At 68.8% G+C, this 14041-nt stretch carries 12 protein-coding genes and 1 tRNA gene; 9 read left to right on the top strand and 4 right to left on the bottom strand.

The annotated features are described in order from the left end of the window. The first annotated feature begins 61 nt into the window (after positions 1-61). The 4 genes from FY030_RS13460 (at position 62) to FY030_RS17115 (ending at position 3520) form a co-directional block, all read left to right on the top strand. Positions 62-793, top strand: coding sequence for a Type 1 glutamine amidotransferase-like domain-containing protein (locus FY030_RS13460; RefSeq protein WP_158061996.1), 732 nt, complete (start codon positions 62-64; stop codon positions 791-793). Positions 794-911: 118 nt separating this feature from the next. Beyond that, on the top strand, positions 912-1694 hold the full coding sequence (locus FY030_RS13455; protein ID WP_158061994.1) for a hypothetical protein: 783 nt from the start codon (positions 912-914) through the stop codon (positions 1692-1694). 396 nt (positions 1695-2090) lie between these two features. Further along, positions 2091-2831 carry an endonuclease/exonuclease/phosphatase family protein gene (locus FY030_RS13445; protein WP_158061992.1) on the top strand — a complete coding sequence of 247 codons (741 nt, stop codon included), beginning with the start codon at positions 2091-2093 and terminating at the stop codon, positions 2829-2831. Positions 2832-3385: 554 nt separating this feature from the next. Next, positions 3386-3520 carry a hypothetical protein gene (locus FY030_RS17115; RefSeq protein WP_272950520.1) on the top strand — a complete coding sequence of 45 codons (135 nt, stop codon included), beginning with the start codon at positions 3386-3388 and terminating at the stop codon, positions 3518-3520. 375 nt (positions 3521-3895) lie between these two features. Here the strand turns inward: FY030_RS17115 and FY030_RS13440 are convergent, their stop codons facing one another. After that, positions 3896-4666 carry a dienelactone hydrolase family protein gene (locus FY030_RS13440; protein WP_158061990.1) on the bottom strand — a complete coding sequence of 257 codons (771 nt, stop codon included), beginning with the start codon at positions 4664-4666 and terminating at the stop codon, positions 3896-3898. A 307-nt stretch (positions 4667-4973) separates the two neighbouring features. Further along, a complete protein-coding gene (locus FY030_RS13435) occupies positions 4974-6323 on the bottom strand; it encodes an IS110 family RNA-guided transposase (protein WP_192498614.1) in 1350 nt (449 codons plus the stop codon). A gap of 189 nt (positions 6324-6512) precedes the next feature. Between FY030_RS13435 and FY030_RS13430 the strand changes: the two genes are divergently transcribed. From FY030_RS13430 to FY030_RS13420, 3 genes are all read left to right on the top strand, one after another. Next, complete coding sequence (locus FY030_RS13430) at positions 6513-6920, top strand: hypothetical protein (protein ID WP_158061988.1); 408 nt, start codon at positions 6513-6515, stop codon at positions 6918-6920. Between the two features lie 232 nt (positions 6921-7152). Then, complete coding sequence (locus FY030_RS13425) at positions 7153-8481, top strand: TrkH family potassium uptake protein (RefSeq protein WP_238348363.1); 1329 nt, start codon at positions 7153-7155, stop codon at positions 8479-8481. Then, a complete protein-coding gene (locus tag FY030_RS13420) occupies positions 8471-9199 on the top strand; it encodes a potassium channel family protein (protein WP_420371860.1) in 729 nt (242 codons plus the stop codon). The genes FY030_RS13425 and FY030_RS13420 overlap by 11 nt, the downstream gene beginning before the upstream one ends. Positions 9200-9677: 478 nt before the next feature. On the opposite strand, the gene FY030_RS13415 is transcribed toward FY030_RS13420, so the two are convergent. Beyond that, positions 9678-9750, bottom strand: a tRNA-Lys gene (locus tag FY030_RS13415). A gap of 282 nt (positions 9751-10032) precedes the next feature. Between FY030_RS13415 and FY030_RS13410 the strand changes: the two genes are divergently transcribed. Further along, complete coding sequence (locus tag FY030_RS13410; protein ID WP_158062842.1) at positions 10033-11595, top strand: SLC13 family permease; 1563 nt, start codon at positions 10033-10035, stop codon at positions 11593-11595. Between the two features lie 93 nt (positions 11596-11688). Here the strand turns inward: FY030_RS13410 and FY030_RS13405 are convergent, their stop codons facing one another. Next, complete coding sequence (locus tag FY030_RS13405) at positions 11689-12387, bottom strand: RDD family protein (RefSeq protein WP_192498613.1); 699 nt, start codon at positions 12385-12387, stop codon at positions 11689-11691. Positions 12388-12504: 117 nt separating this feature from the next. Here FY030_RS13405 and FY030_RS13400 point away from each other — a divergent pair, with 117 nt between their 5' ends. Continuing rightward, entirely contained in the window at positions 12505-14013 is a 1509-nt protein-coding gene (locus FY030_RS13400; protein WP_158061985.1) for a purine-cytosine permease family protein, read from the top strand. Positions 14014-14041: the final 28 nt, after the last annotated feature.

The raw sequence follows: 14041 nt of genomic DNA, 5'->3' as shown, positions 1-14041 counted from the left end.
AGGTGCTCTGTCATCGGCAGACCTGTGCACGGGCACGAGTGGGGTACGTACCCTGCCTAGCATGGAAGGCTCGATGATGTCGGCACCCGTTCGCGGCACGATCGTCACCCTCGGAGGCGGTGGCTTCTCGATGTCGGATGATGGCCGCTCCCTGATCGATGACCACCTCATCGGACTGACCGGCGCCGAGCGGCCCAAGGTCTGCTTCATCCCGACGGCGAGCGGCGACGCATCCACATACTGCGAGCGGTTCGAGTCGGCCTTCGCGGGCCGGGCTGAGACGTCCGTGCTTTCGCTCTTCTGCCAGGACCCGTGGGGTTATACCGACCCCTCGATGCTCCTTGACCAGGATCTGGTCTACGTCGGCGGCGGGTCGACGGCCAACTTGCTCGCAGTGTGGCGCCATCACGGCCTACCTGACATCCTGCGCCGGGCCTGCGCGCAGGGGACGGTGCTTGCGGGAATCAGCGCCGGGATGAACTGCTGGTATGAGGCGTCCTCAACCGACTCCTACGGCCCACTCGCCCCGCTCCGCGATGGCCTCGGCTTCTTGCCCGGCGGGGCGTGCCCGCATCTGCTCGGTGAGGATGGCCGCCGTGCCAGCCTGCGTCGCTGGGTCGCTACCGGCGAGATGCCGACGACGTACGCCGCCGACGACCACGTGGCGCTCGTATGGCGCGACGGCGCATTCGTCGAGGCAGTCACTGAAGCTGAGGGACACCCGGCGCTCCGGGTCGAGCGGGCCGGTGACCAAGCGGTCGAGCACGAGATCCCCGTGCGCCTGCTCGGCTGAGCCGCCCGGTGAACGGAAACGCAGGTGGCGTCCAGCTGGGAGGGCACCGCTACCTTCGGGTGGGCATACATCGCTGGATCGCGCTCGGAGCCGGCAGTGAGCTGCGAAGATGGATCGGGTGACCTCACTGAGCGTGCTCGGGATCCCGGTGACCGGGCAGCAGGTCGAGCGTTGGCTCGGGTACTACTGTCCAGGACCGCAACCGTTCCGCACCGCTGACCTGACCCAGGACCAGACGCAGCGTGTCCCGACGGTGGACGCTGTCGAGGTCACGGACGAGTTACGCGACACCTTCTTCATGTACGGCGGTGGGCCGTGGACCTGGCTGTCCGAAAACCAGCATGCAGACCTCCAGCCGGGGCTTCGGACGCTCCTGGGAGCTGAACGACGGCGTCGTATGCACCCGAAACCGGCACCCGCCTGGCCTTCCGACCCGATGATCAGCGCCAAACTGGTCCGGTGGATGGAAGCGGGCGCCCGGCCGAGCCTGCACGCACTGGCCCGTAGCGAGCTTCGACGAGCCTCTGCAGGACCCTTGCCTCGGGCGGCGGAGCTGGCCGGCACCTTCCCCGCGAGGTCAGGGCCCAACTGCTTCGGCGCGGTCATGGCGGCCGCCGGACAATCCGTCGAGGACGACTGGATCCAACTCGACCAGTTCCAGACCTGGCTGGACGCCGCGACCACGCCCGACCGCACCCGCGCCGGCGACGAGGGCGGGCAGGTCCTGGTCTGGCGACAAGACGGCGACCTCGCCCACGCCGCCGTCACTCTGCCCGGCGGCTGGAGCCTGCACAAGCAGTCCCAGTCATGGTCGAACCCGATCGGGGTCTGGACCACCGACGAGATCATCAGCTCCTGGCGCCTCCTCGGCGTCCGACTTTCGCGCTACCAGCTGTTGTAGCTGCTCCGCAGCTTGTGAACTACCACGATGGCTCGTGCGAGTTGGTGCTCCTGCTCGGGGTGAGGAATCCCAGCGTTCGCCCCAATAGGTCGGCGGGGAGGGTCACGACGTTGTCGATCGAGACCGCACTGTCGCGGTCCGGCCCGTTGGCACGTCCGACTGACCTCGCTGGACAACCCCTTGACCGTTGAGGTGATGGGCGCCACGGTCACCTTGGTCATGACGGCGCGGGCAGTGTGGCGGGTGAGCACCAGGACGGGGCGGGTCTGATCCAGCCGTGCCAGGCAGATCTCGCGCAACGCTCAGTCTTCCACTGTCGCGTGGGTGACGGACCAGGCGACAGCTCGTCGAGGTCGTCGGTCGTGCCGTGATGAGGGGGCGGCGTAGCATCGCCCGGTGTCCCCTTGCACGCTGCTCGCCCTCAACGTCTCGACGCCCACCCCGAACCGTGCCCGCGGCCTGCTGGAGCTGCTCTGGCCGGCCGATGACGACGTGTGGGTGCTCACTGAGACGTCAGGCGGTGAGGGCACCCGGCTGATCGCGCAGGTATGCCGTGCGGCAGGGCACAGCGTCCACGTCACCGACCTCGCGGGCGCCGGGGGGCGGGGCGTCATGGTGGTGGTGCGACGTCCCGACCTACGCGCCGAGGTGGAGGAACTGGCCGGCCCGACGGTGCTGCCGGGGCGGGTGCTGCCCCTGCAGGTGGTGGCGGGCGAGCGGCGGCTGCGGCTCCTCGGCGTCTACGGCGCGGCCAGTGACCCGGTGCGCTACTCCTCCTCCGCTCAGCGCCGGCGCAAGCGGGAGTGGTTAGCGTCGCTGGGCGAATGGCTCAATGTATGGCGCGCCACGTGCCCTGAACTGCCCGCGGTGCTCCTTGGCGACCTCAACCTCGTCGACCCGCTGCACGACGACCAGCTCCGCAACGTCCTGCCCGAGGAGACAGCCATGCTCGAGGCGCTGAGCGGCGAGCACGGCCTGACCGACGCCTTTCGGCGTCTGCACCCGACGTCAAGGCAGGTCAGCTGGATGGACCACAGCGGGGTCGGCTGCCGCTACGACCACGCGTTCGTGACCGCCGACCTCGTGCCCAGCGTGCGGGCGTGCGATCTGATGCAGTCCCCCGCGAGGCCGGGTTGACCGACCACGCGGCGCTGCGGCTGGAACTCGGGGAGCCCTGAGTCCTTGCCCCGGCGGGACAGCCAGAATCTCGATCCCGGGACTCACGCACCACGTCTCGGGCAGCGGGGAGCCGCGGGCGCACAGTTCGTAGGTCACCGTGGCCCGCGAGGCTCGTGACTAAGTTCCAGCGCTGACCAGCCCAAACGGTGTTGTTCAGCGTGGCTAGAACAGCGCTCTCAAGAGCCGTGACGGCCTACCGACGGCCTACGGATCACCTGGTCGGCGTAGTTCTAGTCGCCGTTCGACGGTGAGAGCCTGACTGCGCCAGGCTGCGTTCGATCATCTGGGCGGCGACGACCTGCTCGAAGGGCAGGTAGCCGCCCTTGTCAACGATGATCAGCCGGGAAGGCGAAAGCGACATGAGCCTGACTGGTTGTCGCGGGCGTGGGGAGCGGACCTGCGCCCGTTCGCGGGGCAGCCGGTATCGGTTGCGGGGGCGATGGCGCAGCCATAGCCTGACCGGAACCGGCGATGACTCCAGCGCCGGCATCCCGACAAGCAGGCGGTCCCCCATGAGCGAGTCCCCAAACGACCCCTACAACCCCGCCAACGCCGAGCCCGAGGCCGAGCAGGAACAGGGCGCTGACGCGGCCCAGGATGACGCTAACACCGCGGAGCAGGTCCCCGACAAGGACCTCCGGTCCTAACCGGCCCCGTCACCCGTCAGACCGTGAAGCCGAGCAACTCGGAGAGCCGGTCGAGGGTTGGGGACCAGCCCCGGCGGTCGGCCACCACGACACGGGTCAGAGGGGGACCTGCTCACATGCTGATACGGCCGTCAGCGCGGCACGGTGACCGTGGGCCCGGCCACCGTCGCTGGCGACACCCCCACCTTTTCTTCGCGCTCGAGGTGTTGGACCAACCCTCGGCGGCCAGCAGCACGATCAGGACCCGTTAGTCCAGACCGGTCGGAGCGGATGACGACCGGGCCACGCGCGAGCTTGCACGGTCACCATCACGCAGACCCAGTGCCAATGCCGGTCGCTTCGCCGTACCTATCGTCCCAGCCCGGCAACCGTGGTTCAACGAACCACACGCGGCGCTAGGTGATCGTGCCATGCGGTCAGGTCATCGGCGCGTGTCTCGTGATGCCGTCCGGGACGGGCCCGCATGGTCTTCTCGGGGGAGGCGAACAGGTCGAACAGTTCGAGCTGGCCGGGCAAGGGAAAGATCTCGTCGTTCCACTGGACATGGTGCAGGACCGGAGCGCTGATCTGAGCAGCACAGCGCCGCACGACCTCGTCCGCAGATACCGCCACCATCATCGGGTCGTCGGCCACGAGCCCGAACTTGCCGAGCACCGCAGCCCTCAGCCGAGCACCCAGGGCCGCGCAGACCGCAATGCCGTACCGCGCGCCCATCGACATACCGAAGTACCCGACCGTGTCCTCGTCAAGGCCCCATCGGTGTGATGCCGCATCCAGCGCGTACAGCCAGTCTTGACACATCCGGGCATGAACGACGCCCGGCCCCTCGTCCGCTACGCGGTGTTGATAGTCCAGAGGAGCATCACCAGGGACGGCACGGTCCCCGTGGTACGGCCCGTCGATGGCCAAGGAAGCCACGCTCTCCCCCGCCAGCTGCTGTGCGAGCTGGTGGTGCCGGTCGATGGCTTTGTGCCCGCTGCCACCATGGCCCAGTAGGACCACAGGTGCGCCTTGGTGGGTGGTGGGTAGCCACGCCATCGCGGGAATCCGGTGACCGTCCCCACCAGTTGTGAACGAGACCTTGGCCACAAGCCCGTCATGCTCCATCCTCAACTGCGCTGGCCCACGGCTAGCGAGCTCATCCATGGATCCCTGTCCTTCCATCACGAACCGGTGGGCGTCTCGGGCCGACTGGGTCGAGGCCCACCACCCACACACTGTCATCAGCGTGAGGCGTTCTACGTCAAGTGGGTCCGGGTGCCGTTGGCCCATCGTCGTCCCTGCATAGCGGTAATGGAGCTTGTGGCTCGACAGCGTGTGATCGGGTTCGGTGACGACGGGCCGGGGCGGCCCTTGATGACAGACGAGATACCGGTGAGGGTTCTCAATGCCGCGGAAGGCTCGCCCCGGCCCTGCTGGTGACGCGCGAACGCCTCGCTCGACGTGTTGGGGGTCAGGCCGCCACGAGCGGCCCCTGGGTCTTGGTGGTGCCGGCGGCCAGGGCGGGGTCCCAGGCCTGGCGGTGGACGACGACGGCGTGCAGCTGGCGCAGGATCGCCGCGGCGATGATGGTCTGCGCCTGCGTCGCCTTCAGCTTGTTCGTCTCCCGGGTGGTCAGGTGCCGGTACCGGGCGGCGTAGACCTTGTTCGTCTGCAGGCACCCCCACACCGCCCGCCACGCCGCGGTCCGCAGGCCAGGTCGTCCGGCGCCGGTCAGCCTCGCCTTGCCGGTGAACGTCCCCGACATCCGCTCCCGCGGGGCCAGGCCGGCGTGCTTGACCACGGCCCGGGCGGAGGTGAACCTGGACAGGTCCCCGGTCTCGGCCAGGATCGCCGCGGCGCCGACCGCGGACAGGCCGGGGATGGTGGTGACCAGGCCGGTCAGGTCTAGCTGGTCCAGGACGGTGACCATGCGAATCTCCACGTCGACCTGCTGGGCCCGGGCCGTGTCCCAGTCACTCAGCACCCACTCCGCGCGTTCCAGCGCCCCGGCCCGGTGGTCCAGGACACCGGCACGGTCGGCCAGGGCGGCGTACACCTTCCGCACGATCCGCAGGCACGGGCGCACCTTCCCACGACGAACCATCTCGGTCCGGACAAGACGCTCGAACCGGGCCGCGCCCAGGCGACGGGTCCGGTCCAGGTCGCCGCCGTCGCGGCGCAGGATGACGGTCAGTGCGGCGACCCAGGTGGTGGACTTGAACGGTTGCGCGGCCGCGGTCAGGACCGCGGGCCAGACGCACTCGAGCAGGTCACGCAGCTGCTGCACGCACGCGACGTGCTCCTCGAGCAGCTGGGCGCGGCGGGTGCCCAGGTGACGCAACCGGCCCCAGGTCTCATCGACCGGCTCGGGAAGGTAGCAGCGCAGCTGTCCGACCAGCCGGGCGATCAGGACGGCGTCCTTGTCGTCGGTCTTGTCGAACGTCAGATCCTCAGACTTGCGCGCCCACGAGGAGATCGTCGGCTGCACGCACACAAAGCCCATGCCCCGGTCGGTGGCGAGCTGGCCCAGGATCCGCCACCGGTGCCCGGTCGGCTCGCACGACACAGTCACCCCACTGAAGCCGCGCCGGGCAGCGTGGCCGGCGGCCCAGTCCAACGCCGCCCCCAGGTCCCAGGCCTTGCACCGAAAGGTGCGCCGGGCCAGGACCCGGGAGTCGTGGTCGCACACCACAACCATCTGCTTGCGCTCGGCCAGGTCGATGCCAACGATCGCATTGCTTACCGGGACCGCTGCACGCAGCCGGGCCAGCCGGGCGTTCCTGTTCCGGTCACCACGCGAGACACCACTACGGTTAGACATTGGGACGTCCTCCTGAAGGCGATGGGATACCAAGCCCGACAAGCGCATCAGGAGGACGTTCCTCACGTCCAGACCCCAGCGCTACAACGCCTTCCTATGCCGCAGTGGGCCGGGTCTGAGCGGCCGCACTTGCCGGCGTGACACATTCGGGGGCTGCGCGCAGGGCGAGGTGGCTCTAACCTGAGGTCCATGACGCGCTTCGCGATCGATGCGCCAGTAGCGCTCAGGCTCGTCCACGCCGGGGGCACGTTGACGTCTGACCACCAGCTGGTCGGACCGGGAGCACTGCGCTCCGAGGTGCTCGCCCTGCTCTACCGGCAGGTGCGCACGGGCGAACTGCCGACGACGGACGCCTTGTCGCTCCTCGACAAGGTCGCCACGACGAAGATGCGCCTGCTGGCGGATCGCGTGTCGCGACGAGTGGCCTGGCAGGTGGCGGCCGACCTGGACCTGTGGGATACCCGCCTCGCCGAGTACGTAGCCGTCGCGAAGTTGCAGGCGGACGTGCTCATCACCGAGGACCTCGAACTCACGCGTGTCGCCAATGGGCATGTGCGCATCGCGGGTTGGGAAGAGCTCGCCGCGGCGCTCAGCTGACGGCCCCGGCTGCAAAGCCACGCGCATACAGCGGCGGCAGTTGGCACCGTCAACGCGCCACTTTCCCCTCCCGGGCCAGCAGCCTGTGCTGAGTTGGGTCCCGATCGTGCCACGCACGCGAGGTGCTCGGGCGCCCTGGAACGCCGGCGGAAGCGAGATCCACGACGTCCGCGGTGCGACTGCGCGTTCACCATTTGCGCCGGGGCCGTGCGCGGGCGCAGGATGTCCCTTCGTGCCGCACCTGTGGGCCTACCCCGCCCGACTTGTCACCCTGGCCTTCTTGCTGCAGGTCCTCGTGGGTACCTCGTTGCTGATGCTGCCGGCCTCCCGCGCCGACGGTGTCCCGGCGGACCTGCTCGTGGCCGCCTTCACGACCGTCTCCGCCACCTGCGTCACCGGGCTCGTCACCGTGGACACCGCCACGCACTGGTCACCCTTTGGCCAGGTGGTCATCATGGGCCTGATTCAGGTCGGCGGGATCGGGGTGATGACGTTAGCCACCCTGCTCGCTCTCAAGGTGCGGGGCCGGCTCGGGCTGCGGACGTCGCTGGCCGCCCAAGCAGACTCCCACAGCCGGGACCTAGGGGAGGTCCGTGGGGTGGTGGGGCGCGTAGTCGGCCTGTCGCTGGTCATCGAGGCCGTGGTCGCCGTCGCCCTCACCCTGCGCTTCGCGTTCGGGTATGGCATGGACCCGGTCACTGCGGCCTGGCACGGCATCTTCCACGCGGTGTCCTCCTTCAACAACGCCGGCTTCGCCCTGTACACCGACAACGTCATCGCCTTTGTGGGCGACATCTGGATCATCGGGCCCCTCTGCGCGGCGGTCATCCTCGGCGGCCTGGGGTTTCCCGTGCTGCGCGAGCTGCTGCGCGGGCGACCAGTGACCCGGTGGAGCGTCCATACCCGGCTCACGATCTGGGGGACGTCTACGCTGTTCGCGGTCGGCATCGCGCTGTTCTGGATCTTCGAGTCCCAGCCCGGGGGGACTCTCGCGGGAATGCCTCCTGTCACCCAGGCGGTCGGTGCCCTCGGCGGCGGTGTGTTTCCGCGGACCGCCGGCTTCAACGCCGTGGACTACGCGGCCATCACCGACGAGACCGAGGCCATCACGATGGTCCTGATGTTCATCGGCGGCGGCAGTGCGGGCACGGCCGGAGGGATCAAGGTGACCACCTTCCTGCTGTTGGCGGTGGTCATCTGGTCCGAGGTCCGTGGCGAGCCGGACGTCATAGTCGGTCACCGACGCATCAGCAACGCGGTCCAGCGCCAAGCCCTCGCGGTGTCGCTGCTGGCGGTCGCGCTGGTCATCGTCTCCACCATCACGCTGATGATCTTGACCGACCTGCCCTCTCTCGACGTCGGTTTCGAGGCGGTCTCGGCCTTCGCGACGGTCGGACTGTCCACCGGGATCACCGCGCAGTTCCCCCCGGCCGGCCAGCTCCTCCTGATGGTCCTCATGTTCCTGGGTCGCGTCGGTCCGATCACCGTCGCCAGCGCCCTGGCGCTGAACACCCGACACCGCCACTACCAGTTCCCCGAGGAGCGACCCATTGTTGGCTAGAAAGAGGAAGCAGTCCCGTACCGCCGCCACCGTACCGGTGCTGGTGGTCGGTCTGGGCAGGTTCGGCAGCGCCGTCTGCGAGACGCTCGTGCGCCAGGGAGTCGAGGTCCTGGCCATCGACGTCGACAACGACCGAGTGCAGAAGTATGCCGACGAGTTCACCCACACCGTGCGCGCCGACGCCACCGACGGCGAGGCCATGCGCCAGCTCGGCGTACCCGACCTCACCAAGGCTGTCGTGGCCATCGGCTCCGACATCGAGGCCAGCGTGCTGTCGGTCATCACCCTCAGCGAGGCGGGCCTGGACACCATCTACGCCAAGGCCATCACCCGCAAGCACGGCAAGATCCTGCGGACCATCGGCGCCTCCCACGTCATCTACCCCGAGTTCGTCATGGGTCAACGCGTCGCGCACATGGTCACCGGAGGCCTGTCGGACTACCTGGAGTTCGAGGACGAGTTCGCGATCGCCCGCAGCTACGCCCCGGCCGAGACCTGGGACCGGCCGCTGTCGGAATCAGCTATCCGCACCAGACACACCATCACGGTCGTAGGGGTCAAACGCCCCGGACAGCCATTCACCTACGCGGTGCCCGAGACGATCATTCACCAAGGTGACGAACTCGTCCTGTCCGGGCGCATCCCCGACGTCGAACGCTTCACCACCCTCGCCGCACGAGAACGGCTCCGCACCAACGCCAGCAGACGATCCCCCTGACGCGGCCGGATCGAGATCAAGGCGCCGAAGTCACGGCACGGTCAGCGCCGCGTGCCCATCCCCCCGGGCGGCTGGTCGACGAGCTACGGCAGCTGACGGAGGGGCGACCCGCCTCAGCGGTGCTGTTCACCTCGCCGAAGGGGGAGCGGCTCCGGGCGTCGAACTGGAAGCGGTGGTCCGTAGCAAGGCCGTCGCGGGCATGGGTGGCGGCAAGCGGTTTCACGACCTGCGCCAACCTGCGCGAGCTGCTGATCCAGGCGGGTGCGACGCCGGTGGAGGTGCAGCCCATCCCGGGCCACAGCACGCCGGCGGCGACGCTCAACCTCTACACCTCCCTGCTGCCCGACGCGCTCGACGGGGCGGCCGCGAAGCTCGACGGTAATCTGGACGGCCAGGATGTGACGGCCTACGGGCCGCGGCAGCGCCTCGGCGAGATGCGCCCGCGGATGAAAACAGCGCCTGACCTGCACAAATACAGTGGGCCCCGTGGGACTCGAACCCACAACCTACGGATTAAAAGTCCGCAGCTCTAACCATTGAGCTAGAGGCCCCGAACGGAGAACTGACTCCGCACGACCCGGCAAGGGTAGGTCAGGTGTGGCGGTGCGTACCAGTTCGGCGCAGCGATGCGGCGCCGTGCCGCATACCTCGCGTCCCTCCCGGCCGTGATCGAAGTTCGCCCTTCCCGGCGGGGACAGTGTTACTACACCCTGTCGTGGGGCTAGGTTGGTGCGCATCGATCCGCAACGAAGGGGGTACCTCCAGTGACCGATCACAGCCGCCCGGTCCCGGGTGACCATCTGAAGGACTACGCGCCCGACCCGCACCGCGGGATGGAGGTCGAGCAGCAGTCGCCTGGCGAGCGCGCGCCGGAGATCGAGCCGCGCACCCGCAAGGTGAGATACGGCGGGCTGGCCGGTGGCCTCGCGGCCGCTCTCCTCGTCTACTTCATCATGCCCGCCGACGTCGCGCACTCGGCCCGGCTGACCGCCGCCACCGCCATCCTGATGGCGGTGTGGTGGATGACCGAGGCGCTGCCGATCCCGGCCACCGCGCTGCTGCCGCTCGTGGTCTTCCCGGTGCTGGGCGACGCGAGCGTCAACGACATCGGCGCAAACTACGGCAACAGCATCATCTTCCTCTTCATGGGCGGCTTCATGATCGCCCTGGCCATGCAGCGGTGGAACCTGCACCGGCGCATCGCCCTGGTGACGGTGCGCGCCATGGGGACCAACCCCTCGATGGTGGTGCTCGGCTTCATGGTCGCCACCGGCTTCCTCTCGATGTGGGTCTCCAACACCGCCACCGCCGTGATGATGATCCCGATCGGTGTCTCCGTGCTCCTGCTGGTGGCCAAGTTGGGCACCGAGATCGAGGGACCCGAGGGGACGGAGGGCCAGGCCGCCGACGAGATGGACATGCAGTCCGAGGAGGTCAAGGCCGCGGTCATCAAGTCCAACTTCGGCACGGCGCTGATGCTCGGCATCGCCTACGCCGCCTCGATCGGATCGTTGGGCACCATCATCGGCACCCCACCGAACACGCTGCTGGTCGGCTACCTGGCCGAGAACCACGACATCCAGATCCGCTTCGTCGACTGGATGATCGTGGGAGTGCCGATCGCGATCGTCTTCATGTTCATCTGCTGGTGGCTGCTCACCAAGGTGTTCTACAAGCCGGAGATCACGCAGATCCCCGGCGGCCGGGACCTGATGACGCAGGAGATCCGCAAGCTGGGCCCGATGTCTCAGGGCGAGATGCGCGTGCTGGGCATGTTCCTCCTCGCCGCCGTCTCCTGGGTCAGCATCCCGCTCATCTGGCCGGACGACACCCCGATCTCGGACGCGGGCATCGCCATGGCGGTGGCCATCCTGCTCTTCGTGCTGCCGGCCGGTGCCGCCCGTGGTGTGCGGCTCCTCGACTGGGACTCGGCCAAAGAGCTGCCGTGGGGCGTGCTGATCCTCTTCGGTGGTGGCCTGGCACTCTCGAGCCAGTTCGGTGCCTCAGGCCTGACCGAGTGGATCGGTGAGGTCACCAGCGGGGTCGGCGGCCTCCCGGTCGTGCTCGCCGTGGCGATCTTTGCCGCCGGAGTCCTCTTCCTCACCGAGCTGACCAGCAACACCGCGACCGCGGCGACCTTCCTGCCCGTCGCCGGCGGCATCGCGATCGGCATCGGTGTCGACCCGATGCTCCTGGCCATCCCGGTGGCCCTGGCCGCGACCTGCGCGTTCATGCTGCCCGTGGCGACCCCGCCCAACGCGATCGCCTACGGCTCGGGCTACGTGACCATCCCGCAGATGGTCAAGGCTGGTCTCTATCTCAACCTGATCGGCATCGTGCTGATCACGGCCACCACGATGACCCTGGCGGTCTGGGTGTTCTCGATCGTCTACTGACGACCGCCCCTTCAGGGGTATGCCGAACGGGGCGCGACACGTGTGTCGCGCCCCGTTCGTCGGTCTGGGTGGGTCGTTGGGCCAGCGGGTGGCTCAGGGCAGGAAAAGGTCCTTGCCAAACTTCATCGGCTGGTGGCCGGAGATGACCACAGCGCCGAACATCTTGTCGTGCAGCGCCTGCTTCTTGGGGTCCCAGGCCGGCCAGACGACGGCCAGCACCCACAGGAAGCCGAAGGTGAACGTGCCGATCATCCCTAACAGCAGGGTCCGCACGAGGCCGACGGGGCCGCCCAGAGTCGTGCCGTCAACGTCCCGTACGAGCTTCAGACCCGTCAGCGCCTTGCCGGGGGACTGGCCCCGGCTGCCGTTGAGCCAGGCGACGTAGGCCCACGCGGCCAAGCCGACCAGGCCGCCCGGGTCACCCAGCAGGCCGAAGGTCACCAGGTTGACCACGATGGTGACGCCGAGGACCAACAGCGCGTCGATCAGCGTCGCCGCCACCCGCTCGCCCCAGTGGGCATAACGCAGTTGTGGGCGCTGGTGGGGGAGATGTGAGGGGCCGGGGACGGTGTCCTGCGGGCTCCACACGCCCGGCTGCTGCTGCGGACCCCATACCCCGGGCTGGGGTGGCTGGCCCCACGCACCCGGCTGCGCCTGCGTGCCCGATGCACCCGGCTGCGGCGGCGGGGGAGCATAGGGCGGGATCGGTGAGGCACCTGCCGTCGGCGGCTGGTCCACGGGGCCGCCCTGCCAGGGCTGCCGTTCGTTGGGGTTGTTCATGGGCCAGCTCACAGGGGCTCCTTCGCTTTCGGCGCGCGACCGGGTCGGCGATTCACGGGCAGCTCCCATTGTCCTCTCCACGCCACAGACCTGTCCATGCGCCCCCTGCCGTGTGGGAGAGTTCAGGCCATGAATGAGAGCACCACCACGCGGCTCACCGAGGGCGAGCGTCGCCTGGTCGAGGTCAATGGCATCGACATCATCGACGAGGCAGAGCGCACCGCCAAGCCGGTGGACCTGTTCTGGCCCTGGTTCGCGGCCAACGTCTCCGTCTTCGGCATCTCCTGGGGATCCTTCGTGCTCGGCTTCGGGATCTCCTTCTGGCAGGCCGTGCTCGTCACCGTCGTCGGCGTGGTGCTCTCCTTCCTCTTCTGCGGGGTCATCGCGATCGCCGGCAAGCGCGGCTCGGCACCGACGATGGTGCTCTCCCGGGCCGCCTTCGGGGTCAACGGGCAGAAGGTGCCCGGGGTCTTCTCCTGGCTGATCTCGATGGGCTGGGAGACCTTCCTGGCGATCATGGCCGTCCTGGCCACCGCGACCGTCTTCCAGCAGCTGGGCTGGGCCAGCGGCACGACGACCAAGGTGCTGGCCATCGTCGTCATCGCCGGGCTGATCATCCTGGCCTCGATCGCCGGCTACCACACGATCATGCGCCTGCAGTCGGTCCTGACCTGGGTGACCGGGGCCGTCACCATCGCCTACATCGCGATGACCTGGGACCAGATCGACCTGGCCGCGATCCGGGCGATCGAGCCCGGGCCGGTCAGCGCCGTCATCGGGGCGCTGGTGATGCTGATGACCGGCTTCGGGCTGGGCTGGATCAACATCGCCGCGGACTGGTCGCGCTACCAGCGTCGCGACGCCCCCGGCAGCGCCATCGTCTTCTGGAACACGGTCGGCGGCGCGCTCGCTCCCGTCCTCCTGGTGCTCTACGGTCTGCTCCTCGTCGGGTCGCGCCCCGACCTGGAGGAGGGCATCGTCAACGACCCGATCGGCACCCTGGCCACCATCCTGCCGACCTGGTTCCTGCTGCCGTTCCTGCTCGCGGCCGTCCTGGCCCTGGTCAGCGGCGCCGTCCTGGGCATCTACTCCTCCGGCCTAACGCTGCTCTCCCTGGGGGTGAACGTCCCCCGCCCGGCCGCCGCCGGCATCGACGGGACGATCATGACGCTGGGCGCGGTGTGGGTGGTCTTCTTCGCGCAGAGCTTCCTCGGCCCCTTCCAGAGCTTCCTCATCACCCTGGGCGTGCCGATCGCGGTCTGGGCAGGGATCCTGATGGCCGACATCGCCCTACGCCGCCGCGACTACGACGAGCGGGCGCTCTTCGACTCGCGGGGCCGCTACGGCAGCTGGAACTGGACCCCGATCACGCTCATGATCGTCGGCTCGGTCGTGGGCTGGGGCCTGGTCATCAACCAGTTCGCCGACGAGGCGGCCTGGAACAACTGGCAGGGCTACCTGCTGGGTCTGGGCCTTGGGGGCCGGGACGGCACCTGGGCCTGGGCCAACCTCGGCGTGCTGGCCGCTCTGGCAATCGGCTTCGTCGGCTGGCTGGTCCTGGGCCGGGCCGCGGTGCGTCGGCAGGAGGAGGGCATCGTGCCCACCCCCGCCGGTGAGCCCGACCGTGTGGCCCCCTGACGCCGCCCCACGCACTACGGTGACGGAC

It is taken from the genome of Ornithinimicrobium pratense, from assembly GCF_008843165.1.
In the GTDB taxonomy this organism is placed as follows: domain Bacteria; phylum Actinomycetota; class Actinomycetes; order Actinomycetales; family Dermatophilaceae; genus Ornithinicoccus; species Ornithinicoccus pratensis.
This window is presented reverse-complemented; position numbering and strand designations above follow the sequence as displayed.

What these genes read in the sequence shown, in the direction of transcription:
- FY030_RS13430 (WP_158061988.1), top strand. Translation starts at nt 6,513, where the DNA reads ATGACGCGCTTCGCGATCGATGCGCCAGTAGCGCTCAGGCTCGTCCAC.
- FY030_RS13460 (WP_158061996.1), top strand. Translation starts at nt 62, where the DNA reads ATGGAAGGCTCGATGATGTCGGCACCCGTTCGCGGCACGATCGTCACC.
- FY030_RS13410 (WP_158062842.1), top strand. Translation starts at nt 10,033, where the DNA reads ATGGAGGTCGAGCAGCAGTCGCCTGGCGAGCGCGCGCCGGAGATCGAG.
- FY030_RS13400 (WP_158061985.1), top strand. Translation starts at nt 12,505, where the DNA reads ATGAATGAGAGCACCACCACGCGGCTCACCGAGGGCGAGCGTCGCCTG.
- FY030_RS13440 (WP_158061990.1), bottom strand. Translation starts at nt 4,666, where the DNA reads ATGGATGAGCTCGCTAGCCGTGGGCCAGCGCAGTTGAGGATGGAGCAT.
- FY030_RS17115 (WP_272950520.1), top strand. Translation starts at nt 3,386, where the DNA reads ATGAGCGAGTCCCCAAACGACCCCTACAACCCCGCCAACGCCGAGCCC.
- FY030_RS13435 (WP_192498614.1), bottom strand. Translation starts at nt 6,323, where the DNA reads ATGTCTAACCGTAGTGGTGTCTCGCGTGGTGACCGGAACAGGAACGCC.